Raw genomic sequence first — 20,831 nt, 5'->3', positions numbered from 1 at the left:
GGGCCCGGCTTGGTGATGCGGATCAGTGGCGGAAGTGGCGCACGCCGGTGAACACCATGGCCAGGCCATGTTCGTCGGCGGCGGCGATCACTTCGGCATCGCGCATCGAACCGCCCGGCTGGATGACCGCCTTGATGCCGGCGGCTGCAGCGGCATCGATGCCATCGCGGAACGGGAAGAAGGCGTCGGAGGCCATCACCGAGCCCTCGACCACCAGGTTCGCATCGGCGGCCTTGATGCCGGCGATGCGGGCCGAGTACACGCGGCTCATCTGGCCGGCACCGACACCGATGGTGCGGTTGTCCTTGGCGTAGACGATCGCGTTGGACTTCACGAACTTGGCGACCTTCCAGGCAAACAGCAGGTCGGTGAACTGCTTGTCGGTCGGCGCCAGCCTGCTGACCACCTTCAGTTCGTCGCGGGTCATGCCGCGGTTGTCCGAGGACTGCAGCAGCAGGCCCGAGCCGACGCGCTTGCTGTCGAAGTTGTTCAGCCCGTTGCCGTGCGGGATGCGCAGTACGCGCACGTTGGCCTTCTTCTGCGCGTACTCCAGCGCGGCCGGCTCGTAGTCCGGGGCGATCAGCACTTCGACGAACTGGCGATCGAGGATCACCTTGGCGGTGGCGGCATCCAGCGGCTTGTTGAAGGCGATGATGCCGCCGAAGGCGCTGGTCGGGTCGGTGGCGTAGGCCAGCTCGTAGGCATCGCCGTTGCCGGCACCGACGGCCACGCCGCACGGGTTGGCGTGCTTGACGATGACGCAGGCCGGCGCATCGAACTGGCGCACGCATTCCCACGCCGCATCGGCGTCGGCCAGGTTGTTGTAGCTCAGCTCCTTGCCCTGCAGCTGCTGGAAGGTGGCCAGCGTGCCCGGCACCGGGTACAGGTCGCGGTAGAACGCGCCGCTCTGGTGCGGGTTCTCGCCATAGCGCAGGTCCATCACCTTCACGAAGGTGGAGTTCATCTGCGCCGGGTACTCGGCACGGGCCGGCACGGCGGCGTCAGTGGCGGTGACCGCCGACAGGTAGTTGCTGATCGCCGCATCGTACTGGGCGACGCGGTTGAACGCGGCCACCGAGAATGCGAAGCGGGTGGCCGCCGTCAGCTGGCCGTTGTTGGCCTCCAGCGAGGCCAGCAGCTCGGCGTACTGCGACGGATCGGTGGCCACCGCCACGCGGGCGAAGTTCTTGGCCGCCGAGCGCAGCATGGCCGGGCCGCCGATGTCGATGTTCTCGACCGCGTCGGCCAGGGTGCAGTCGGCCTGGGCGGTGACCGATTCGAACGGGTACAGGTTCAGCACCAGCAGGTCGATGGCACCGATACCGTGCTCGGCCATCACTGCGTCATCCAGGCCGGAGCGGCCCAGCAGGCCGCCGTGCACCATCGGGTGCAGGGTCTTGACCCGGCCGTCCATCATTTCCGGGAAGCCGGTGACCTCGGCCACGTCCTTCACGGCCAGGCCCGCATCGCGGATCGCCTTGGCGGTGCCGCCGGTGGACAACAGCTCCACGCCGCGTGCCGCCAGCGCAGTGGCCAGCTCGACCAGGCCGGTCTTGTCGGAAACGGAGAGGAGGGCCCGGCGGACGGGCAACAGATCAGCAGTCATGGGACAGAATCGGCAGCGGAGCGGGGCCGATATTGTAGGCGGTGGGGGCCGGTGGCGGGCGCCGGCGGGGAAAATCGACCCGCACCCACGGCCTGTGGCCGCCTTCAGCACAGCCTGGCCGGGGGCGGTCCGCAAGCAATTCGATGGGGCGCGCTGCTCCAATCGGGTAGGCTGTGCCGGAACTGCCAAGGATCAGCGGGTTCGGATCGTGTCGATCTATGCATTGAAAGGACGTTTTCAGGACCTGTTGCGTCCGGCCGTACGCGGTCTGTACCGCATGGGGATCACCGCCAATGCGGTGACCGTGACCGCGGCCGTGGTCTCGCTGCTGGTCGCTGCCGCCGTCTGGTGCTGCGCGCCGGCCCGGCCCCTGCTGTACCTGCTGCTGCCGCTGTGGATGCTGCTGCGCATGGCGCTCAACGCCGTGGACGGCATGTTGGCCCGCGAGTTCGGCCAGCAGTCGCGGCTGGGCGCCTATCTGAACGAGCTGTGCGATGTGATCGCCGACGCGGCGCTGTACCTGAGCCTGCTCAGCGTGCCGGGCGTGCGCCCGGAAGTGCTGTGGCTGGTGGCCTGGACGGCGGCGCTGAGCGAGTACGCCGGGGTGCTGGGGCTGATGGTCGGTGCCAGCCGCCGCTATGACGGCCCGATGGGCAAGAGTGACCGCGCCTTCGTCGTCGGCGTGCTGGGTCTGCTGCTGGCGTTTGAGTGGGTTGGCGCGATGACGGTCACTGGCGTGGCTGCGGCCATGGCGGTGCTGTGCATGCTGACCATGATCAACCGCGTCCGTCGCGGACTGCGGGAAACGGCGGTTTCGTCGAATTAATCAAGCAGATACAAAAAGACAATCAGGAGATTGCATGCGTCAGGCGCAGGAACGGGAATTCCACAGCTTCGACCAGGTACCGCTGTTCTACCGGTACTGGGCGGGCACCACCGCCACCCCGGCCACCCGGGCCATCGTGCTGCTGCACCGCGGCCACGAGCACTCCGGGCGTGTCACCCACCTGGTCGATGAGCTGGACCTGCCCGACACCGCCTTCTTCGCCTGGGATGCGCGCGGCAATGGCCGTTCGCCGGGTGCGCGTGGCGATGCACCGGGCTTCCCGGCGCTGGTGCGCGACCTGGACAGCTTCATCGCCCACATCGGCGCCGAGCACGGCATTGCGGTGGAAGACATCGTGGTGATCGCGCAGAGCGTAGGGGCGGTGGTCGCCGCGACCTGGGTGCACGATTACGCGCCACGCCTGCGTGCGCTGGTGATGGCTTCACCGGCGTTCAAGGTGAAGCTGTACGTGCCGTTCGCGCGGCCGGGCCTGGCCTTGATGCAGAAGCTGCGCGGCAACTTCTTCGTCAACAGCTACGTCAAGCCGCAGTGGCTGACCCATGACCCGGCGCGGGTGGAAAGCTACCGTACCGATCCGCTGATCACCCGGCCGATCTCGGTGCGCGTGCTGCTGGGCCTGTACGAAGCGGCCGACCGCATCGTGGCCGATGCGCAGGCGATCAGCGTGCCGGTGCAGCTGCTGGTGTCCGGCTCGGATTTCGTGGTGCACCGTGGCCCGCAGGATCGCTTCTATGAGCGCCTGTCCAGCCCGATCAAGGAGCGGGTGCACCTGCCGGGCTTCTTCCACGACACGCTGGGCGAGCGCGATCGGGCACCGGCACTGGCGCGCATCCGCAGCTTCATCCAGGCGCGTTTCGCCGAACCGTTGCGCGAGCTGTCACGGCGCGACGCGCACCGCCATGGGCCGACCTTCGAAGAGTCGGAGATCCTGGCCTGGCCACCGGAACGCAACAGCCTGGCCGACCTGCGCTGGCGCGTTGTACGTGGCGGCCTGCGCTTCGGCGGCACGCTGTCCGAAGGCATCGCGCTGGGCCTGCAGACCGGTTTCGATTCCGGTAGCACGCTGGACTACATCTACCGGAATGAGGCGCGCGGCAAGGGCCCATTGGGGCGGATGGTCGACCGCAACTACCTGGATGCGATCGGCTGGCGTGGCATCCGCGTGCGTGGCCAGCACCTGCAGGAACTGCTGCGCGACGCCGCACAGCGCCTGCGCGGGCAGGGCACGCCGGTGCGGGTGCTGGACGTGGCCGCCGGCCATGGCCGCTATGTGCTGGAAGCACTGGGCCAGGGCGAGCAGCGCGCCGACCGCATCGTGCTGCGCGACTTCAGCGATCTGAACGTGACCCAGGGCCAGGCGTTGATCCAGCGCCTGGGCGCGGCCGACATCGCGCGCTTCGAGCAGGGTGATGCGTTCGACCCGGCACAGCTGGCCAAGGTCGATCCAGCGCCGACCCTGGCGGTAGTCTCGGGCCTGTACGAACTGTTCCCCGACAACGACGCCGTGCTGCGCTCGCTGCAGGGCATTGCCGCAGCGGTGCCGGTGGGTGGCTACCTGGCCTATACCGGCCAGCCCTGGCACCCGCAGCTGGAATTCATTGCCCGTGCCTTGACCAGCCACCGCGGTGGCGCGGCGTGGGTGATGCGCCGCCGTACCCAGCAGGAGATGGACGAACTGGTGCGCCTGGCCGGGTTCGAGAAGGTGGCGCAGCGTATCGACGACTTCGGCATCTTCACCGTATCGCTGGCGCGCCGGACCGCGTGATGGCGACGCTCGCCGCATCCCCACTGGCCGCAGAGGGGCGCCCCTGGCGGCGCGCCCTGTTGTGGCTGGCCCTGCTGGGTCCGTTCTTCTTCGCCAGTTATGGCTTCGCCAACTGGATGGCCGGCCGCCACGCTACCCTGCCGGTGATGGCGTTCGGCTGGGAGACCCGCATCCCGTTCGTGCCATGGACCATCGTGCCGTACTGGTCGATCGACCTGTTCTACGCGGTCTCGTTCTTCCTGTGCCGGCAACGGCTGGAGCTGGACCGGCACGCATTGCGGCTGTTCAGCGCACAGCTGATCGCCGTGAGCTGCTTCCTGCTGTGGCCGCTGCGCTTCAGCTTCGAGCGTCCGCAGATCGGCGGTGTGTTCGGCTGGCTGTTCGATGTGCTGCTGGGCTTCGACAAGCCGTTCAACCAGGCACCGTCGCTGCACATCGTGTTGCTGATCGTGCTGTGGGTGAAGTTCGCACAGTACCTGCACGGGGTGTGGCGCTGGGTGCTGCATGTGTGGGCGCTGTTGATCGGCGTCTCGGTGCTGACCACGTTCCAGCATCACTTCATCGATATCCCGACCGGCCTGCTGGCCGGCTGGTTGTGCGTGTGGCTGTGGCCGGAGCAGGGCACGCCCCCGCTGCGTGCATGGCGCACGGCACGTGATGCCAAGCGCTGGCGCCTGGCAGGGGTGTACCTGCTGGGGGCCGCTGTACTGCTGGTGCCGGTGGTGCTTCTGCGTGGCGCCGCGTTGTGGCTGCTGTGGCCGGTGGTGTCGCTGCTGCTGGTGGCGCTGGCCTATGCCGGGCTGGGTACCGCGGTGTTCCAGAAGCGCGCCGATGGTCGCCTGACAATGGCGGCACGCTGGCTGCTGGCGCCGTACCTGGGCGCAGCCTGGGTCAATTCGCGGCTGTGGACGCGGCGTGCGCCGCATCCGGTGCCGGTGATGGATGACGTGTGGCTGGGACGCATTCCCTGTGCTGCGTTGCCAACACCGCTGGTCGGCGTGGTCGATACCTGTGCTGAACTGTCCTGCCGCGCGCCGGGCGCGGCGTATGCCAGCGTGCCGATGCTGGACCTGGTGGTGCCCACGCCGGAACAGCTGCGCGAGGCGGCCGATGCCATCGAGCGTCTGCGCGTGCAGGGGCCGCTGCTGGTGTGCTGCGCGCTGGGCTATTCGCGCAGCGCCGCCAGCGTCGCCACCTGGCTGCTGCGCAGTGGTCGTGCCGCCGATGCGAACGCGGCAGTGGCGATCGTGCGGGCTGCACGCCCCGGCATCGTGCTGCACGCGGCGCATCTGCATGCCATCACTGCTGCGGCAGGAGCGCGCGCATGAGCACGGTTCCTGATCTGGTGACCATGCAGCTGCTGCTGCGCCAGGGGCGTTGGCCGGCGCTGCTGTCGCTGGGCCTGTTGCTGGTGGCACTGCTGCTGCTCGGCACCGAGCCGGGGCTGGCGATGATCGCTGCCGGCCTGTTGCTGCTCAGTGTTGCCGCGGGCATCGCACAGGCCTACCACGCGTGGCGGGTGGGGCTGGATGCCAGCCTGCTGCAGCTGCTGTGCGATGAAGGACTGGAGGGCGAAGCCGCCGCACGCCGCATCGATCAGCTGCTGCACGACAGTGGCCTGCGCCGCGCGTCGCCCGATGCGCCACTGCGTGGCTGGGATGCGCGCTGGTCCGGCATGCGCCGCCTGCTGCTGCGCCAGTACCTGCTGACCGCAGTGCAGTTCGCACTGCTGGTGCTGGCCGTGGTGTGGCCGCAGACGTGAATGGGAGTGACCGATGTTTGCCGAACTGATTGCCCGCGCCTGCAGTGGCGCGATCCATGTGGTGACCGGCGCACGCGCGCTGTGGATCGGTTGCGCGCCGTCCAGCGAGCGCCGCGTGTACTACGGCAACCACGCCAGCCATGGTGACTTCGTGCTGATCTGGTCATCGATGCCACCGGCACTGCGGCGCCAGGTGCGCCCGGTGGCCGCGGCCGAGTACTGGCAGCGTGATGGCCTGCGTCGCTACCTGATCGATGCGGTGTTCAACGGTGTTCTGGTCGAGCGTGAGGCCGGCCATCGCCAGCAGGACCCGTTGCAGGTACTGCGCGATGCGGTGGACGAAGACTGCTCGCTGATCCTGTTCCCGGAAGGCACGCGCAATATCGGCGATGAACCGCTGTTGCCGTTCAAGAGCGGCATCTACCATCTGGCGCGGCAACGGCCGGAGCTGGAGTTCGTGCCGGTATGGATCGACAACCTGAAGCGGGTGATGCCGAAGGGGCGGTTCCTGCCGTTGCCGCTGCTGTGCACGGCCACCTTCGGCACGCCGCTGCGGCTGCAGGCCGACGAGGACAAGGCCGCATTCCTGGCCCGCAGCCGGCAGGCGCTGCTGGACCTGGCGCCGAATGGAGGTCGTGCATGAGTTTCGTGCTGGATGTATCTGGCGATCTGGCAACGCAGAGTGTCGGCCAGCAGACCGGCCTGCTGTTTGCCGGCGTCGGCGCGGTGCTGGTGCTGGCCACGCTGGTGGCCGAGACCCTGCGCTGGCGCCAGCGAGGTCAGCCCAGCGCGGTGATCGCCAACCTGGTGTCGCGTATCCGTGCATGGTGGGTGATGGCGATCGTGGTCGGGCTGGCGCTGTTCTTCGGTCGCGCCGGGGTGATCGTGCTGTTCGCGATCATTTCGTTGTTCGCGCTGCGCGAGTTCATCACCCTGGCACCGACCCGTTCAGGCGACTACTACGCGCTGCTGGCTGCGTTCTACATCGTGCTGCCGTGGCAGTACTACCTGGTGTGGATCGACTGGTACGGCATGTACACGCTGCTGATCCCGGTCTATGCGTTCCTGTTCCTGCCGATCCTGTCGACCATCGGTGGCGATACCACGCACTACCTGGAGCGCACCGCGAAGGTGCAGTGGGGGTTGATGATCTGCGTGTTCTGCATCTCGCACGTGCCGCTGCTGCTGAACCTGCACGTGCCCGGTCACGACCCCTCGCGCAACGTGCTGCTGTTCGCCTTCCTGGTGATCGTGGTGCAGTCCTCGGACGTGTTGCAGTACATCTGGGGCAAGCTGCTGGGCCGGCACCTGATCGCGCCGAAGCTGTCGCCGTCGAAGACGGTGGAGGGCTTCGTGGGTGGCGTGCTGAGCGCCAGCGCGCTTGGGGCGGCGCTGTGGTGGATCACCCCGTTCACGCCGCTGCAGGCGTTCGGCCTGTCGCTGCTGATCAACCTGATGGGATTCTGGGGCGGCCTGGTGATGTCGGCGATCAAGCGCGACCGTGGGATCAAGGACTGGGGCCACATGATCGAGGGCCATGGCGGCATGCTCGACCGGCTCGATTCGGTGTGCTTCGCCGCGCCGGTGTTCTTCCATGTGGTGCGGTACTACTGGAAGGCGGGCGGCGGCGGGTGATCCCGCCGGGGCTGCATCCACGCATGGCGTGGATCTACCGGTAGTGCCGGCCGCTGGCCGGCAACTGCGACATCCTGCCATCGTTCATGGGGTTGCCGGCGAGCGCCCGGCACTACCCGCGCGCGCTCAGGCGCTGATGCCGTATTCCTTCAGTTTCTTGCGCAGGGTGGCGCGGTGGATGCCCAGCATCGCGGCGGCGCGGCTCTGGTTGCCTTCGCAGTGGTTGAGCACTTCCACGAACAGCGGGATTTCCATCTCGCGCAGCACGATCTCGTAGACATCGTCCGCGTCGCAGCCATCAAGATCACGCAGGTAGCGGCGCACGGACTGGGCGACGTGTTCACGCAGCGGTGGCCGGGGAGCGCCACGACTGTTGTCAGGACGAGAGAGGACAGCGTTCAAGGGGGTTCCCGATTCGGTTGGCCCGTGCGCGCGGAGCGCGCGGCCGGACGAGGTGGTGGCGGCCAGTCTAGCGCGAGCGTGCCCGACCTGCCACGGCTGGTCGCCTCTACCCTGGTCAGAGGAAGTCGAAGGTGAATGCGACGGTGGACGCGGCGGGTTCCTGCACGCGGAACGCGACGCGCGCACTCTGGCCCGGTTCCAGCACGGTCGTGGCCGGGCTTTCGCCAAGGTATTGCGCGGGCGTGAACACGCCGCTGCCGATCACCCGGCCATCGGCATCGGACAGTGACAGGCGCAGGTCCGGCCAGGCCTGTGCCCAGCGCGCATCGTTGCGGATGCTGGCCTGCACCTGCAGCACACCGGCCTGGCCGGGCAGGGGGCGGATCTCGCGGCTGGTCATGGTGAACGCGGTCGGCTCGTGCCAGGCCGGCAGGCTGCAGCGCAGCACGCCGCACAGTGCGCCCAGCCAGGTGCGGTTGCCGGCGTCGGCGGCCAGTCGCGCACGATCGGCCAGCACGCTCTGCAGTACCAGCAGCAGTGCCAGCCCGGCGACCAGCACCCAGTGCCAGCGCGGCGTCGGCAGCGCGCGCGGCCGCGAAGTGCCCAGGAAGCTCGGCGCATCGCCGGCCACCGCCTGCGCGGCCGGGCCGGCAAGGACGGGTTCGATCACGGGCGCTTCGTCGAGGATGACGGTGTCATCGAGCTGTCGCGTCTCCGCCATCGGCGGCAGCGCCGCGTCGACCGGGTCCCCGGACTTCGCGGCAGGGATGTCATGCGCCGACGGGTCGGGCGTGCGCGCGTCGGTCGCAGGTGCGGCCTCGCCTTCCGACGCGGGGCGCAGGAAGGTGGCCAAAGGGCGGCGCGGCGGGTTCGGCTCGGACATGCTCAGGGCGCGGGCTCGGATCCAGCGGTCATTCAATCACGATCAGGCGCGGCGCGTGCCGGTGATGCGCATCCAGTCGCCATCCTGGGTGGCCTGCAGATCGTCGAACCACGCGGCATAACGCTGCAGCAGTTCGCCTTCCTGGCCCTGCAGGATGCCCGACAGGGCGATGCGACCGCCGGCGGCGACGCGTGCGGCCAGCAGCTCGGCCAGCGCATCCAGCGCCGAGGCAAGGATGTTGGCGACCACGATCGGGTAGGTGGCGACCGGTTCGTCCTGCGGCAGGTACACCTGCATGCGGGCCTGCTCGCCATTGCGCTCGGCATTGTCGGCGGTGGCGACCAGCGCCTGCGGGTCGTTGTCCACGCCGATCGCTTCGGCGGCGCCCAGCTTCAGCGCGGCCAGCGCGAGGATGCCCGAGCCGCAGCCGAAGTCGAGCACGCGCTGGCCCTGCAGCTGGCCGTCCACGGCCAGCTGGTCCAGCCAGCGCAGGCACAGGGCGGTGGTCGGGTGGGTGCCCGAGCCGAAGGCCAGGCCCGGGTCCAGCCGCACCACGGCGGCATCGGCGGCCTGTGCAGCGTCCGGCAGTTCATGGTTCCACGGCACGATCCAGGTGCGGCTGCCGAAATCCATCGGCTGGAACTGGTCCAGCCATGCGCGCTCCCAGTCTTCGTCTTCGACGGCGCGGAAGCTGCCATTGCTCCAGTCCAGTTCCGGGTCGAAGGATTCCAGGGCGGCCAGCAGCAGCAGCGCATTGCTGTCGGCGGGGAACAGCGCGCTCAGCACCAGGGTGTCCCACAGCGGCGTTTCCCCCACGCCGGGTTCGAGGATGGCCTGTTCGTTGCTGGTGTCGGCTTCGGCATCAAGCAGGGTCACGGCCAGTGCGCCGACGTCCTCCAGCGCATTTTCATAGCGGGGCTGGGTGGCTTCGGTGCAGCGCAGGGTCAGTTCCAGGAACGGCATGGCGGTGGGGACAGTCGCGGGAAAGGGGGCAATGCTAGACCATCGGGGCGTCTCCGTATTGCCTGAGATGCCGCTTTGAGATGAATGGGGGCAGTTCAGACAGGCCTGCCGGGCCTTGCTAAACTCGGCGCTTTCCTGTGTGCCGTGAACGCTCACCACCGCCGATGGCCTTCGCTCCGACCCTGAAAACCTGGTTGCTCGTGCTGCCGGCGGTGGCCGTGCTGGGCGTGGCCGGGTATCGGGCCAGCGGCCATGCCGCGGGCGTGGCGTCGACGTCGGCGTCGCCGGACCTGCCGCTGGTCATGGCCAGCCGTGACGGCGGAGCGCCGCTGCCGGTGGTGCCGGAAGCATTGGCGCGGCGGCTGGCGGCTTTCGAGCGCGGCAACACGCTGCCGTCGGGCCTGCCGCTGGACCTGCGCGCCGACATCGAAGACGCCAGCGACCTGTATGCCTACGCCCAGCGCCTGCGCGCACAGGCCGACAACGGCAATCACGAGGCGCGCTGGATGCTCAGCCGCGTCTATGACTATTGCGCGCAGTACGCACTGGATCCGGGTGGCTACCGCCTGGACAACAACGTACTGAGCGGGTTGGGCCTGACTGCGGCGCCGGCGATGATCGAGGCACGCGAGCGGGTGGCACAGCGGTGTGGCGGTTTCGTGCCGGGCGACAAGCTGGGCGCGGCGCTGGTGCTGGCCGAACGCCGCAAGGCGGCCGCGCAGGGCAACCTGGCCGCGGAAGCGTCGCTGTTCGCCGAGGGCGAGCCCTTGCATGACAGTGCCGAGTACCGCCGCGACCTGGTCGAGCGCGTGCGCACCTCGCGCGACCCCGAGGCCTACATGGCCATCGCGCCAGCCATGGGCGTGCGTGCGGCCGGTGACCGCGCGCTTGACGGGCTGGTGGCGGGCGAGCAGCTCAGTGAACTTGCATGGCGGCTTGCGGCCTGTGAACTCGGCCTGGCCTGTGGAGCGGACAGCGTGCTGGTCAACAATTTTTGTGCGAACGGAGGGATCTGTTCGCAGGATGGAGCGCAGGATTTCCGGGATTTCGTGTATGACGCTGCGGTATCGCGGCAAGGTGCTGGGAAAATGAAGGAATGGATCAAGCGATTGGTTGGAAAGAGGGACGGGCGATGAATTACCGTCGATTCCTGCATGGGGCCAAGTTCTGGTTCTGGGTGGCGCTGTTCGTGGCCTACTCGGCTGGGGCGGTTGGCCTGCTGATGATCGATACCTACGAGGACCGCTACCGGCATCTGTCGAAGGTGGAGCTGACCACGGTGAAGGCGCAGGAAGACGTGCGCCGCGCCGGTGCCAGCCAGGTCGCTGCGGTCTACCGCGCGCAGAGTGGCATGCCATTCGCTTCACTGCCGGCCGGCAGCACCTTCCAGGTGGTGTGGCCCGATGGTTCGACCGAAACCATGGTGATCGTCGATCCGACCTCGCCCAATGGCGTGCGGCCGCTGGCCCATTCGCAGATTCCGGCCGACGTGGCCGACAAGCGCTGACGTGCTCGCTGTGGAGCCGAGCATGGGCCCGGCTCTACAGGAACAGAAAAGGGCGGGGAGATCCCCGCCCTTTTCATGTCCAGCACCTGGCGCCGATCAGGTCAATGCGATCGGCTTGTTCTTGCGCTCGGCCAGGCGCTTTTCCAGGTAGTGGATGTTCTGGCCACCGGCCTGGAAGCCCTTGTCACGCATGATCCGCTGCTGCAGGGCGATGTTGGTCTTGATGCCATCGACCACCATTTCGCTCAGTGCCACCCGCATGCGGGCAATGGCGGTTTCGCGGTCCGGGCCGTGCACGATCAGCTTGCCGATCATCGAGTCGTAGTTCGACGGCACGCGGTAGCCACTGTAGATGTGGGTGTCCACGCGCACGCCGGGGCCACCCGGCGGATGGAAGCCGGTGATGGTGCCCGGGCTCGGCACGAAGGTTTCGGCGTCTTCGGCGTTGATGCGGCACTCGATGGCATGGCCGGTCAGCACCACGTCGCTCTGCTTGATCGACAGCTTCTGGCCGGCGGCGATCTTCAGCTGCTCGGCCACCAGGTCGATGCCGGTGACCATTTCGGTGACCGGATGCTCCACCTGGATGCGGGTGTTCATCTCGATGAAGTAGAAGCGGCCGTCCTCGTACAGGAACTCGAACGTGCCCGCGCCGCGGTAGCCGATGCGGATGCAGGCTTCCACGCAGACCTTGCCGATCTGCTCGCGCTGCTCGGCGGTGATGCCCGGCGCCGGTGCCTCTTCCACCACCTTCTGGTGGCGGCGCTGCATCGAGCAGTCGCGCTCACCGAGGTGGATGGCATTGCCCTGTCCATCGGCCAGCACCTGGATTTCCACGTGGCGCGGATTCTCCAGGAACTTCTCCATGTAGACCTCGCCATTGCCGAACGCGGCCTTGGCCTCGCTCTTGGTGGTTTCGATCGAGGTCTTCAGCGACGCTTCGGCGTGCACCACGCGCATGCCGCGACCACCGCCACCGCCGGCCGCCTTGATGATGACCGGATAACCGATCTCGCGGGCGATCTTGGTGTTGGCGACGATGTCCTCGCCGAGCGGGCCGCCCGAGCCGGGCACGCACGGTACGCCCGCGGCCTTCATCGCGCGGATGGCTTCGACCTTGTCACCCATCATGCGGATGGTGTCGGCCTTGGGGCCGATGAAGATGAAGCCGGATTCTTCCACGCGTTCGGCGAAGTCGGCGTTCTCCGACAGGAAGCCGTAGCCCGGGTGGATGGCCTGGGCATCGGTGACTTCCGCCGCCGCGATCAGGGCCGGGATGTTGAGGTAGCTCTGCGGCGACGGCGCCGGACCGATGCAGACCGACTCGTCGGCCATGGCCACGTGCTTGAGGTTGCGGTCGACCGTGGAGTGCACGGCCACCGTGCGGATGCCGAGGGTATGGCACGCGCGCAGGATGCGCAGCGCGATCTCCCCTCGGTTGGCGATGACGACTTTGTCGAGCATGGCGCGCCCCTCAGCCGATCACGAACAGCGGCTGGTCGAATTCCACCGGCTGGCCGTTCTCGCCGAGGATGGCAACGATGGTGCCGGAGGTGTCGGCTTCGATCGGGTTGAACATCTTCATCGCTTCGATGATGGCCAGGGTTTCGCCTTCCTTGACCTGCTGGCCCACGGTGACGAAGGCCGGCTTGTCCGGGGCGGACGAGGCGTAGAAGGTGCCGACCATCGGCGAGCGCAGCACGTGGCCTTCCGGCAGTGCCGGGCCCGGCTTGGCGCTGCCGCCGGTGGAGGCTTCGGTCGGCGACTGCATCGGCATCGCCTGCGGCGCCGGGGCGGCCGGAGCGGCATACACCGGCGCGGCGACCGGGGCGGCATAGCCGGCCACCGGGGCGCGCGACAGGCGCACCGACTCTTCGCCTTCCTTGATTTCGATTTCAGCCAGGTTCGACTCTTCCAGCAGGTCGATCAGCTTCTTGATTTTGCGGAGATCCATGGTGGCCTCTTTGCTCGTGATGTCAGTGTGGTGGAGAGTGCGGTTGCACTCGGTTCAAAGCAGTTCGTAGAACTCGCGCAGCTGCCGCGTACGGTCGCGCGTCTGGGTGATCAGGCATTGCATCTTCGCGGGGTTGCGCGAGGTGCCGTCTGCATTGAAGGCATACACCGCCTCGCAATCTGCATCGCGCAAGGTGATCCAGATGCGCTGGGCCTTCACCAGCTGCTGTTCGGCCGCCGCGCAGCGGCTGCAGCTGCCATCGGTTGCCTGCGCCTTCAGTTCGCCACGCGCCTGCGCGTAGACGGCGTTCAATGCGCTGTCGGCATCATCCAGGCGATCGGAATCGCACATGTCGCGCTCGTAGCCGCCGCTTGCCTGTGCGCAGTCGATGCCCGCGGCCGCGCGCTCGGCAGCGACACTGGCGCCGCACAGACCGGCCCACAGCAGGATGCCGGCAAGCACGCGCGGCGGCATCTTCACGCGCTGGCCGCCTGCACGCGCAGCAGCGCCGCGTCCATCGCGTAGCGGTAGCTGTCGGCACCGAAACCGCATACCACGCCCACTGCCTTGTCACTGAAGTAGCTGTGCTGGCGGAACGGCTCACGGGTATGCGGGTTGGACAGGTGGATCTCGATGAACGGCACCGCCACCGCCGCCAGCGCATCGCGCAGGGCGACCGAGGTGTGGGTGAAGGCGGCGGGGTTGATCAGGATGAAAGCGGTTCCGTCGCTGCGCGCAGCCTGCACGCGGTCCACCAGCACATGCTCGGCGTTGGACTGCAGGCGTTCCACGGTGTGTCCGGCGGCCGATGCCTGGGCAGCCAGGGCCTGGTCGATGTCGGCCAGCGTGGTGTGGCCGTAGACCTCCGGCTCGCGGGTGCCGAGCAGGTTGAGGTTGGGGCCGTGCAGGACCAGCAGCTTCGCCATGGGATCCGGAAGACGGGAAAGGGCGGCAGTCTGGCGGAACCGGCGGATGCTGTCCAGTTCGGCGAAGTTTGCAGCGTTTCAATCGTATGTTTGAAATCTGCCGGAGCGCTTGCGGCCGTATGGCGGGCGCTGGATCAAGGCGCGCTGAACGTGGTGCTGGACGGGGATGCGTGCACGTAGGCCGACGATGCCGGCATCCACGCCATGCGGGGAGACGGGGTTCGGTGGGCAGCACACTGCGCCTCCACATGGAGCTGTCCGGCACCCCGGCCGCTCAGATCTCCAGCGGCACCGTCGGCACCACGTTCGGGAACACCTCTTCCAGCGGTTCCGGCTGCCCGGGCTTCGGCGCCGGCCAGTTGTAGGCATTGACCGGCTGCGCGCGGTTCACCCACAACGCGTAATGCAGATGGTCAGCGCGGCCATCGCCGGTATTGGGGTGGATCAGGATGGTCAGGCCCAGGCTGTTGAGCTGCAGCCAGGGCACCAGCACCGGCAGCAGGTCGTTGGTGAAGCCGAAATAGAACGACGGGGTGACGTGCGGCCCGCGTGGCTCAAGGTTCCAGTTGCCCAGCTCCACAGGGAAGCGCTCGGCGGCCCAGCGCCGCAGCAGCGCGGCCTTCTCGAAGCTGTCCTCGTCGAAGTAGATGTGGGCGTGGTAGCTCTTGATGGCGGTGTAGGCACGTGGCCGGGTGGGCAGCGTGGCCTCGCCGGGGCGCACGCTGGCCGGCCGCGGGGTAGGCTCGCTGGCCGTGGCCTGGCCCCATGGGCTGCGGCCCTCGGGCGCCGGCGGAACGATGGCGCGGAAGCCGGGTCGCCCGGGTTCGGTGGTGTTCACGGCGTTGTCGCTGCGCGCGGCTGCGGTGGCAGCCGACGCGCTGGCCAGGCCGCCAGCGGCCAGCCCGGCCGACGCGATCAGGCGACGGCGCGCGGGTGAAAGCAGGTCGGCCCAATGGGCGTCATCGTCGCCGGCGTCGATCAGGGTCTGCGGGTCCGGGTGCATCTGGGGCTCCGTGGGGCACTGTGTGGCAGGCAAGCACGCTCGGGCAGCGTGCACGGTGGTGTCCAATAAGCAGCCGGCATCACCTCATGCACGTTGGCCCACGCCGTGATTGAGTGCCGCCGCAGCGTGGGCTAGGGTGCAGGTCCGCCGCCCGGGACCCCGCCATGACCCCGCTTGATGCCGACACCCAGCGCAAGCGCGCGCGTTTCCGCCAGCTGCATGCGCGAGGTTGTTTCGTGCTGCCCAATCCGTGGGACGTGGGCAGCGCCCGCTACCTGCAGCGGCAGGGCTTCCAGGCACTGGCCACGACCAGTGCCGGCTGCGCCTGGAGTGAAGGGCGGCCGGATGGGGCGGTTTCGCTGCAGGCCACACTGGAACATCTGCGGCTGATGGCGGCCGCGACACCGCTGCCGTTGAACGCCGATTTCGGTGATGGCTTCGGCGCCACGCCACAGGCAGTGGGCGAGGCGGTGGCGGCGGCCATCGACACCGGTATCGCGGCGCTGTCGATCGAGGACGCCAGCGGCGTGGCCGATGCGCCGCTGCGGCCGATCGGGCAGGCGGTCGAGCGACTGTGTGCGGCACGTGCGGCCATCGACCGCGCGGGGGGCGATGTGCTGCTGGTCGCGCGGGCCGAGAATTTCTTCGTTGGCGTGCCGGATCTGCAGGACACCCTGCAGCGCCTGCGCGCCTATGCCGAGGCCGGCGCCGATGTGCTGTATGCACCGGGCATCAGCACGCCCGAACAGATCAGCGCGGTGGTTGCCGCTGCAGGGGCGAAGCCGGTGAACCTGCTGGTCGGTGGACCGACACCGCTGAGCCTGCAGGACATCGCCGCACTCGGCGTGCGACGGGTCAGCCTGGGCGGTGCGCTGGCGCGAGCTGCGTGGGGTGGGCTGATGCAGGCCATCGAGCCGATCTTGCAGGACGGCCGCTTCGATGGCCTGCAGCAGGCGGCTTCGGGCGCGGCGTTGAACGCGCTGTTCCGCTGACACACGCCCAGGTCTGCAATGGATCCAGCCCGGGCGTGGATGGACGCGCACCTGCGACTACAGCGCTTCCATCCCACCCCTGGGCAGCGTCACGCCCGGCTCCAGCGCCGGCAGCAGTTGCTGCAGCAGTGCCGGGTTGTCCAGCATCGCCGCGCCGTCCAGATAGCGCCATTGCGTTGTACCGACGCGTCGCACAGCAACCATGAATGACGTGCTGCGCATCGGCGCTTCGCGCACGCGCAGCAGTGACTGGCGCGGTACGAAGCAGACTTCCTCGTCACCGGCCGCATAGGTGCGGCCCGGCACGCCTGCCTCGTCGCTGATGATGCTGACGCCGGCCCTGCGCAGCGCCTTCACGGTGTCGCGGGTCGCCCGCGCATAGGCCTCGTCGCCACCGGCCAGCTGCTTCAGGCTGGGATGGGTACGCGCGATGATCAACTCGGTATCGCCACGGGCGAAGGCGCCCATCATCGCCTGCACCTCCTTGCGCAATGCGGCCGAGTCTTCCGGACTGAGTTCACCGGCCAGCGCGGGCGTAACGTCCATTGCCATCGGCAGGGCCAGCAGAAGGGCAAGCAGATACCGGTGCATCGTCGGGCAGCTCAGTCGGAACCGCCGCACTATACGGTGGATGCGGAAACAGCGTCCCACGCATGGCGCTGGTATCCTGGGTGACACTACTTACTATTGGTAGTTAGTGAACTCCGGACATGCCCCATGCACACCCTCATCGTTACCGCCCACCCTGAACCCGGCGCGTTGACCCATGCCATCGCCAGGCGCATCGGCGAAGCCATCACCGCGTCGGATGCCGCCAACAGCGTGACCCACGCCGATCTGATGGCTGAAGGCTTCGATCCGCGCTTCAACATGCAGGACCAGGCGCTGTTCCGTGGCACCGGCGCAACTCCGGCTGACGTCGCCGCCGAGCAGGCGCGGCTGCAGGCTGCCGACACGCTGGTACTGGTCTATCCCCTGTACTGGTGGTCCTTCCCCGCGCTGCTGAAGGGCTGGATCGATCGTGTGTTCACCCAGGGCTGGGCCTACCAGGACGGCGCCGATGGCAAGGTGCAGAAAAAGCTGCAGCGGTTGGGCGTGCATCTGGTCGGCATCGGCGGGGCTGGCGCGGACATGATCGAACGGCGCGGCTACGGTGCGGCGATGAAGACCCAGATCGACATGGGCATCTTCGACTACTGCGGCGCGCGCGTGCTGTCGTCCGACCTGCTGCTGGACGCCGATTCCGGTGCAGCCGAAGCGCATCTGCAGACCGCGCTGGCGATCGGCCGTAAAATCGGTGCTCCGATGCGCTGACCGCCGTGCTCCACCGATGCCTGCCAACGCCGCTCCCACGCGCCGCCGATTGACCCGCGAGCAACGCGCCCGCCAGTTGCTGGACGTGGCCTGGGCGCTGGTCGGCGACGAAGGCACCGACGCATTGACGCTGGGGCGGCTGGCCGAGGCGGCCGGTGTGACCAAACCGGTGGCCTATGATCACTTCGTGACCCGCAACGGGCTGCTGGCCGCGCTCTACGATGACTATGACGGGCGGCAGACGGTGGTCTTCCACGAGCGTATCGGCCGTGCCAGGGCGCAGCTGGCCGATCGTGCGGCGGCCATCGCCTCCGGCTACATCGACTGCGTCCTCAGCCAGGGCAGTGAAGTGCAGGGCATCCTCGCTGCGCTGGTGGGCGCGCCGGAACTCCATGAAGTGCGTCGGCGCTACCAGCAGGACTTCATCGACAACTGCGACACCTGGCTGGGCCCGTTTGCGGCCGATGGCACGGTCCCCCTGGCCGGACGCTGGGCGATTCTCGGTGCGGCCGAAGCCCTGTCCGAAGCCGTGGCGGCAGGCGCGCTGGACAAGGTCGGCGCCGAGGCCGAGCTGCAGCGCTTGATCGTGGCGACGGTCAAGCGGCGCTGATCCGCTCAGGCGTCGGCGGTGGTGTCGGCCAGCGCCGCAAACCCGGCGGCCAGCCGCTCGCGCACAAGGGCATCGCGTGCGTCGCGGCTTTCAGCGCCCAGCACCACGGTGATCAGGCGTACCGGCAGGTTCCGCCCGGGCACAGCCCGGCAGGCAGTGGCGGCCAGGCAGAAGCCTGCGGCCTGGGTGTAGCCGGTCTTCAATCCATCCACGCCGTCTTCGCCAAGCAGTGCGTTCTGGTTGCTGCGGCTGAAGCGGCCATGCGCGAACGTGCGCTGCGCGGTGATTGCCAGGATCTGCGGATGGTCATTCAGCAGGCAGGCGGCGAGTACCGCCATGTCGCGCGCGCTGGAGGCATGGTGCGGGGTGGTGATGCCGGACACGCTGGCGAACCGCGTGCTGCGCAGGCCAAGCTGGCGCGCGTGCCAGTTCATGCGGCCCAGGAACGCAGGCTGTGATCCGTCCAGATGGCGTGCGATGGCCAGCGCCGCATCATTGCCGGAGACGATCATCAACCCTTCCAGCAGGCGCGCCAGCGTGACTGTTTCGCTGGGCACCAGGCCCATGCGTGTTTCATCATCGGCTACGGCATGCACATCCTCGGCGGCGATGGTGACCGCCTGGTCCCACGTGCCACCGTTCTCTTCGACGCATCCGTAAGCGGCGTAGGCGGTCATCAGCTTGGTCAGCGAGGCCGGTTGCCGCGCGATGTCCGCGTTGTGCTGGTGGACCACCGCGAAGGTTGCCGCGTCCAGGGTGATGGACGAGACCGGCAGGTGGGCAGGCGCAGGAGCAGGCATGGTGGCGGTGATGACAGCGACAGCCAGCGAGGATAGTCCGAAGCGGCTGCATGAAGCCGTACTGCCAAAGCCCTGCGGCGCCCACCGCAACGCCCGGTTGCGCCCGGGCTGCAGTGGAGGCAGCCTGCGCACATGCAGTCGCATATCCGCATCGACGGTCGTGTCTTCGCCTACGTCTTCCCCTGTGCGTGGGAGGACTACGCGAAGATCGGCTTTTCACGCGATCCGCTCGGGCGCATCAGCGCATTGCACCGGCGCTGGTTCGAGTTCTTCGACCTTGATGCCGGTACGCTGGTGGAAGCGGAGAGCGAGCGCGATGCGCGTGATCTGGAGCTGCAGCTGCGTTCGCCGTTCAAGGCGCACCGCGCGCCGGCGCCGATGACGGTCCAGGACAAGGCCGGAGGTCGCACCGAATGGGTGCGTGGTGCCAACCAGGCGTTGTCGCTCGCGGTTGATGCGTTGGGCGCACAGGGCTATCGCTGTTTCCAGCTCAAGGCTTGGCTGCAGGCCGCCCAGCGCCTGCGCATGGACCGGCTGCACGACTGGGCGGCGGTGCAGCTACCGGAAGAGGATGGCCTGCGCATGCCCGGTGGCCCCGGCGAGCGCGTGCTGCGTGACACCCTCGACGGTTGCCGGGCGCTGGATATCGACCCAATGCCATGGCTGCCTGAACACGTCCAGCGTTGGTATGCAGGTTGAGCCGTGTTCAACGGCCACGCGGTTTCTGAACCGGCGCGGCCGGTTGCGGCGCACCCGTGGGGGAGCCGGTGGACGGGCAGGCCAGCTGCCGGGCCAGTTCGGCGTTGGCCACGTGGCCCTGCAGGAACAACAGGCTGCCGTAGATGTTCATGAGCGTCCCTCCACTTGAGTGGATTGCACGATACGGGCAGCATTGACCGGGAAAAAGCGACATTTCCGCAAGCATGCCTTGAGAGGAATTCAAGCCTGATGTCCCGTCCGCCCCTTCACGCCCTGCAGGGCTTCGTGGCCGCCGCGCGGCTGGGCAACCTGTCACGCGCAGCGGCGTCGATGAGCCTGACCGTCAGTGCGCTCAGCCATCAGATGCGCCAGCTGGAAGAGCGGCTGGGGCAGCCACTGCTGGTCCGCCAGCCACGCGGCGTCACCCTCACCCTGGAAGGGCAGCGCCTGCTCGACCAGGTCGGCCCGCATCTGGATGCGATCAACGAGGCCTTCCAGCCCTATGCCGCACGCGCCGAGCACGTGCTGACGATCAGCGCGGTACCGTCGATGGCGTCGGCGTGGCTGGTGCCGCGCTTGGGGCACTTCGTTGCCGAGCATCCACAGATCGAGATCAACCTGCAGTCGAGTGAACGCCTGATTGACTTCGAGCGACAGCGCCAGTTCGACGCCGCGCTGCGGCTGGGCAGCGGGCAGTGGCCGGGCCTGGTGGTGGAGCCGCTGTTCGACGAGTGGCTGCTGCCGATGGCCAGCCCGGCGCTGATCGAACGCATGGGAGGGATCGACCGCGTGCCGCTGAACCAGTGGCCGCTGCTGGGGGATCCCGATGGCGCGTGGGGCGCCTGGTTCGCGCTGAGTGGGCAGAACCCGCCGCCGCGCTTCGTGGCGGTGCTGGATGATTCGGAGGCGCATCACCGTGCGGCGCTGGACGGGGTGGGCGTAGCGCTGGGACGGGTGACGCGGGCGCGCCTGCTGCTGGATTCGGGCCAACTGGTGGCGCTGTCCAGCCTGCGACTGAAAACCGCCTGGCCGCATTGGCTGGTCTACCCGCAGCGCTCGGCCCGCCATCGCGGCTTCCTGGCCTTCCGCGACTGGCTGCACGCTCAGGCGGCCGAGCACGTCCGGCACATGGCAGACGCGCATTTATAGCGTCGAGCCATGCT

Annotated in this window: 25 protein-coding genes; 13 read left to right on the top strand and 12 right to left on the bottom strand. The window is 68.2% G+C overall.

Annotation, left to right across the window (positions count from 1 at the left end; translation table 11 throughout):
• Positions 1-22: 22 nt before the first annotated feature.
• Positions 23-1,606 (bottom strand): bifunctional phosphoribosylaminoimidazolecarboxamide formyltransferase/IMP cyclohydrolase, encoded by a 1,584-nt coding sequence (gene purH / locus AC5P6H_RS02905; protein ID WP_288496607.1) that lies wholly within the window; start codon positions 1,604-1,606, stop codon positions 23-25.
• Between the two features lie 208 nt (positions 1,607-1,814).
• On the opposite strand from purH, the gene AC5P6H_RS02900 reads away from it, so the two are divergent.
• From AC5P6H_RS02900 to AC5P6H_RS02875, 6 genes are read left to right on the top strand one after another with little or no spacing between them, the layout of a single operon-like run.
• A complete protein-coding gene (locus AC5P6H_RS02900; protein ID WP_197604938.1) occupies positions 1,815-2,432 on the top strand; it encodes a CDP-alcohol phosphatidyltransferase family protein in 618 nt (205 codons plus the stop codon).
• 34 nt (positions 2,433-2,466) lie between these two features.
• Positions 2,467-4,218: a bifunctional alpha/beta hydrolase/class I SAM-dependent methyltransferase gene (locus tag AC5P6H_RS02895; RefSeq protein WP_049439322.1), complete on the top strand. Its 1,752-nt coding sequence runs from the start codon at positions 2,467-2,469 to the stop codon at positions 4,216-4,218.
• A complete protein-coding gene (locus AC5P6H_RS02890) occupies positions 4,218-5,546 on the top strand; it encodes a phosphatase PAP2/dual specificity phosphatase family protein (RefSeq protein WP_126411427.1) in 1,329 nt (442 codons plus the stop codon). The genes AC5P6H_RS02895 and AC5P6H_RS02890 overlap by 1 nt, the downstream gene beginning before the upstream one ends.
• Positions 5,543-5,980 (top strand): hypothetical protein, encoded by a 438-nt coding sequence (locus AC5P6H_RS02885; RefSeq protein ID WP_126411426.1) that lies wholly within the window; start codon positions 5,543-5,545, stop codon positions 5,978-5,980. Before AC5P6H_RS02890 ends, AC5P6H_RS02885 begins: the two co-directional genes overlap by 4 nt.
• A gap of 13 nt (positions 5,981-5,993) precedes the next feature.
• Positions 5,994-6,623, top strand: coding sequence for a lysophospholipid acyltransferase family protein (locus AC5P6H_RS02880; RefSeq protein ID WP_014648619.1), 630 nt, complete (start codon positions 5,994-5,996; stop codon positions 6,621-6,623).
• Positions 6,620-7,615: a phosphatidate cytidylyltransferase gene (locus AC5P6H_RS02875; RefSeq protein ID WP_014648618.1), complete on the top strand. Its 996-nt coding sequence runs from the start codon at positions 6,620-6,622 to the stop codon at positions 7,613-7,615. The genes AC5P6H_RS02880 and AC5P6H_RS02875 overlap by 4 nt, the downstream gene beginning before the upstream one ends.
• A gap of 126 nt (positions 7,616-7,741) precedes the next feature.
• Here AC5P6H_RS02875 and fis read toward each other — a convergent pair whose 3' ends face one another.
• From fis to prmA, 3 genes are all read right to left on the bottom strand, one after another.
• Positions 7,742-8,017 carry a DNA-binding transcriptional regulator Fis gene (fis, locus tag AC5P6H_RS02870; protein WP_005419706.1) on the bottom strand — a complete coding sequence of 92 codons (276 nt, stop codon included), beginning with the start codon at positions 8,015-8,017 and terminating at the stop codon, positions 7,742-7,744.
• Between the two features lie 115 nt (positions 8,018-8,132).
• Positions 8,133-8,900 (bottom strand): DUF3426 domain-containing protein, encoded by a 768-nt coding sequence (locus AC5P6H_RS02865; RefSeq protein ID WP_414611525.1) that lies wholly within the window; start codon positions 8,898-8,900, stop codon positions 8,133-8,135.
• 42 nt (positions 8,901-8,942) lie between these two features.
• Complete coding sequence (gene prmA / locus AC5P6H_RS02860; RefSeq protein WP_014648616.1) at positions 8,943-9,863, bottom strand: 50S ribosomal protein L11 methyltransferase; 921 nt, start codon at positions 9,861-9,863, stop codon at positions 8,943-8,945.
• Positions 9,864-10,027: 164 nt separating this feature from the next.
• Between prmA and AC5P6H_RS02855 the strand changes: the two genes are divergently transcribed.
• Both AC5P6H_RS02855 and AC5P6H_RS02850 read left to right on the top strand, forming a co-directional pair.
• On the top strand, positions 10,028-10,999 hold the full coding sequence (locus tag AC5P6H_RS02855; RefSeq protein ID WP_049439317.1) for a hypothetical protein: 972 nt from the start codon (positions 10,028-10,030) through the stop codon (positions 10,997-10,999).
• Positions 10,996-11,370 carry a hypothetical protein gene (locus AC5P6H_RS02850; protein ID WP_032959077.1) on the top strand — a complete coding sequence of 125 codons (375 nt, stop codon included), beginning with the start codon at positions 10,996-10,998 and terminating at the stop codon, positions 11,368-11,370. Before AC5P6H_RS02855 ends, AC5P6H_RS02850 begins: the two co-directional genes overlap by 4 nt.
• A gap of 96 nt (positions 11,371-11,466) precedes the next feature.
• On the opposite strand, the gene accC is transcribed toward AC5P6H_RS02850, so the two are convergent.
• The 5 genes from accC to AC5P6H_RS02825 all read right to left on the bottom strand — a co-directional run bounded on the left by accC (position 11,467) and on the right by AC5P6H_RS02825 (position 15,253).
• Positions 11,467-12,834: an acetyl-CoA carboxylase biotin carboxylase subunit gene (gene accC, locus AC5P6H_RS02845; protein ID WP_014648613.1), complete on the bottom strand. Its 1,368-nt coding sequence runs from the start codon at positions 12,832-12,834 to the stop codon at positions 11,467-11,469.
• Positions 12,835-12,844: 10 nt separating this feature from the next.
• Entirely contained in the window at positions 12,845-13,324 is a 480-nt protein-coding gene (gene accB / locus AC5P6H_RS02840) for an acetyl-CoA carboxylase biotin carboxyl carrier protein (RefSeq protein ID WP_005419696.1), read from the bottom strand.
• Positions 13,325-13,378: 54 nt separating this feature from the next.
• Positions 13,379-13,804, bottom strand: a complete 426-nt coding sequence (locus AC5P6H_RS02835; protein ID WP_032959079.1) for a lysozyme inhibitor LprI family protein — start codon at positions 13,802-13,804, stop codon at positions 13,379-13,381.
• On the bottom strand, positions 13,801-14,250 hold the full coding sequence (gene aroQ, locus AC5P6H_RS02830) for a type II 3-dehydroquinate dehydratase (protein ID WP_032959080.1): 450 nt from the start codon (positions 14,248-14,250) through the stop codon (positions 13,801-13,803). Before aroQ ends, AC5P6H_RS02835 begins: the two co-directional genes overlap by 4 nt.
• 274 nt (positions 14,251-14,524) lie before the next feature.
• Positions 14,525-15,253, bottom strand: coding sequence for a DOPA 4,5-dioxygenase family protein (locus AC5P6H_RS02825; RefSeq protein ID WP_014648610.1), 729 nt, complete (start codon positions 15,251-15,253; stop codon positions 14,525-14,527).
• Between the two features lie 164 nt (positions 15,254-15,417).
• Between AC5P6H_RS02825 and AC5P6H_RS02820 the strand changes: the two genes are divergently transcribed.
• A complete protein-coding gene (locus AC5P6H_RS02820; RefSeq protein WP_032959081.1) occupies positions 15,418-16,245 on the top strand; it encodes an isocitrate lyase/PEP mutase family protein in 828 nt (275 codons plus the stop codon).
• A 57-nt stretch (positions 16,246-16,302) separates the two neighbouring features.
• Here the strand turns inward: AC5P6H_RS02820 and AC5P6H_RS02815 are convergent, their stop codons facing one another.
• Positions 16,303-16,836 carry a hypothetical protein gene (locus tag AC5P6H_RS02815; RefSeq protein WP_032959082.1) on the bottom strand — a complete coding sequence of 178 codons (534 nt, stop codon included), beginning with the start codon at positions 16,834-16,836 and terminating at the stop codon, positions 16,303-16,305.
• Positions 16,837-16,962: 126 nt separating this feature from the next.
• Between AC5P6H_RS02815 and AC5P6H_RS02810 the strand changes: the two genes are divergently transcribed.
• Positions 16,963-17,559: an NAD(P)H-dependent oxidoreductase gene (locus AC5P6H_RS02810; protein WP_049407909.1), complete on the top strand. Its 597-nt coding sequence runs from the start codon at positions 16,963-16,965 to the stop codon at positions 17,557-17,559.
• Positions 17,560-17,575: 16 nt separating this feature from the next.
• On the top strand, positions 17,576-18,169 hold the full coding sequence (locus tag AC5P6H_RS02805) for a TetR/AcrR family transcriptional regulator (RefSeq protein ID WP_049439310.1): 594 nt from the start codon (positions 17,576-17,578) through the stop codon (positions 18,167-18,169).
• A 5-nt stretch (positions 18,170-18,174) separates the two neighbouring features.
• Here the strand turns inward: AC5P6H_RS02805 and AC5P6H_RS02800 are convergent, their stop codons facing one another.
• The gene (locus tag AC5P6H_RS02800; protein ID WP_481453179.1) at positions 18,175-18,969 is read right to left on the bottom strand and encodes a D-alanyl-D-alanine carboxypeptidase family protein; all 795 of its coding nucleotides are present in this window, start codon (positions 18,967-18,969) and stop codon (positions 18,175-18,177) included.
• 132 nt (positions 18,970-19,101) lie between these two features.
• Here AC5P6H_RS02800 and AC5P6H_RS02795 point away from each other — a divergent pair, with 132 nt between their 5' ends.
• Positions 19,102-19,668 (top strand): GIY-YIG nuclease family protein, encoded by a 567-nt coding sequence (locus AC5P6H_RS02795; RefSeq protein WP_049439308.1) that lies wholly within the window; start codon positions 19,102-19,104, stop codon positions 19,666-19,668.
• A 7-nt stretch (positions 19,669-19,675) separates the two neighbouring features.
• Here the strand turns inward: AC5P6H_RS02795 and AC5P6H_RS02790 are convergent, their stop codons facing one another.
• Positions 19,676-19,819 carry a hypothetical protein gene (locus tag AC5P6H_RS02790; RefSeq protein ID WP_162838509.1) on the bottom strand — a complete coding sequence of 48 codons (144 nt, stop codon included), beginning with the start codon at positions 19,817-19,819 and terminating at the stop codon, positions 19,676-19,678.
• Positions 19,820-19,917: 98 nt separating this feature from the next.
• Between AC5P6H_RS02790 and AC5P6H_RS02785 the strand changes: the two genes are divergently transcribed.
• Positions 19,918-20,817, top strand: a complete 900-nt coding sequence (locus AC5P6H_RS02785; RefSeq protein WP_032959086.1) for a LysR substrate-binding domain-containing protein — start codon at positions 19,918-19,920, stop codon at positions 20,815-20,817.
• The last annotated feature ends 14 nt before the right edge of the window (positions 20,818-20,831 follow it).

This window comes from Stenotrophomonas sp. YJH_SMC_110, from assembly GCF_059369255.1.
This window is presented reverse-complemented; position numbering and strand designations above follow the sequence as displayed.

Coding starts and splice junctions, on each gene's coding strand:
- AC5P6H_RS02895 (WP_049439322.1), top strand. CDS start 2,467: ATGCGTCAGGCGCAGGAACGGGAATTCCACAGCTTCGACCAGGTACCG.
- AC5P6H_RS02855 (WP_049439317.1), top strand. CDS start 10,028: ATGGCCTTCGCTCCGACCCTGAAAACCTGGTTGCTCGTGCTGCCGGCG.
- AC5P6H_RS02795 (WP_049439308.1), top strand. CDS start 19,102: ATGCAGTCGCATATCCGCATCGACGGTCGTGTCTTCGCCTACGTCTTC.
- AC5P6H_RS02825 (WP_014648610.1), bottom strand. CDS start 15,253: ATGCACCCGGACCCGCAGACCCTGATCGACGCCGGCGACGATGACGCC.
- AC5P6H_RS02810 (WP_049407909.1), top strand. CDS start 16,963: ATGCACACCCTCATCGTTACCGCCCACCCTGAACCCGGCGCGTTGACC.
- aroQ (WP_032959080.1), bottom strand. CDS start 14,250: ATGGCGAAGCTGCTGGTCCTGCACGGCCCCAACCTCAACCTGCTCGGC.
- AC5P6H_RS02815 (WP_032959082.1), bottom strand. CDS start 16,836: ATGCACCGGTATCTGCTTGCCCTTCTGCTGGCCCTGCCGATGGCAATG.
- AC5P6H_RS02800 (WP_481453179.1), bottom strand. CDS start 18,969: ATGCCTGCTCCTGCGCCTGCCCACCTGCCGGTCTCGTCCATCACCCTG.
- AC5P6H_RS02875 (WP_014648618.1), top strand. CDS start 6,620: ATGAGTTTCGTGCTGGATGTATCTGGCGATCTGGCAACGCAGAGTGTC.
- AC5P6H_RS02890 (WP_126411427.1), top strand. CDS start 4,218: ATGGCGACGCTCGCCGCATCCCCACTGGCCGCAGAGGGGCGCCCCTGG.
- AC5P6H_RS02865 (WP_414611525.1), bottom strand. CDS start 8,900: ATGTCCGAGCCGAACCCGCCGCGCCGCCCTTTGGCCACCTTCCTGCGC.
- AC5P6H_RS02885 (WP_126411426.1), top strand. CDS start 5,543: ATGAGCACGGTTCCTGATCTGGTGACCATGCAGCTGCTGCTGCGCCAG.
- AC5P6H_RS02850 (WP_032959077.1), top strand. CDS start 10,996: ATGAATTACCGTCGATTCCTGCATGGGGCCAAGTTCTGGTTCTGGGTG.
- purH (WP_288496607.1), bottom strand. CDS start 1,606: ATGACTGCTGATCTGTTGCCCGTCCGCCGGGCCCTCCTCTCCGTTTCC.
- AC5P6H_RS02880 (WP_014648619.1), top strand. CDS start 5,994: ATGTTTGCCGAACTGATTGCCCGCGCCTGCAGTGGCGCGATCCATGTG.
- AC5P6H_RS02785 (WP_032959086.1), top strand. CDS start 19,918: ATGTCCCGTCCGCCCCTTCACGCCCTGCAGGGCTTCGTGGCCGCCGCG.
- AC5P6H_RS02820 (WP_032959081.1), top strand. CDS start 15,418: ATGACCCCGCTTGATGCCGACACCCAGCGCAAGCGCGCGCGTTTCCGC.
- accB (WP_005419696.1), bottom strand. CDS start 13,324: ATGGATCTCCGCAAAATCAAGAAGCTGATCGACCTGCTGGAAGAGTCG.
- AC5P6H_RS02805 (WP_049439310.1), top strand. CDS start 17,576: ATGCCTGCCAACGCCGCTCCCACGCGCCGCCGATTGACCCGCGAGCAA.
- prmA (WP_014648616.1), bottom strand. CDS start 9,863: ATGCCGTTCCTGGAACTGACCCTGCGCTGCACCGAAGCCACCCAGCCC.
- accC (WP_014648613.1), bottom strand. CDS start 12,834: ATGCTCGACAAAGTCGTCATCGCCAACCGAGGGGAGATCGCGCTGCGC.
- AC5P6H_RS02790 (WP_162838509.1), bottom strand. CDS start 19,819: ATGAACATCTACGGCAGCCTGTTGTTCCTGCAGGGCCACGTGGCCAAC.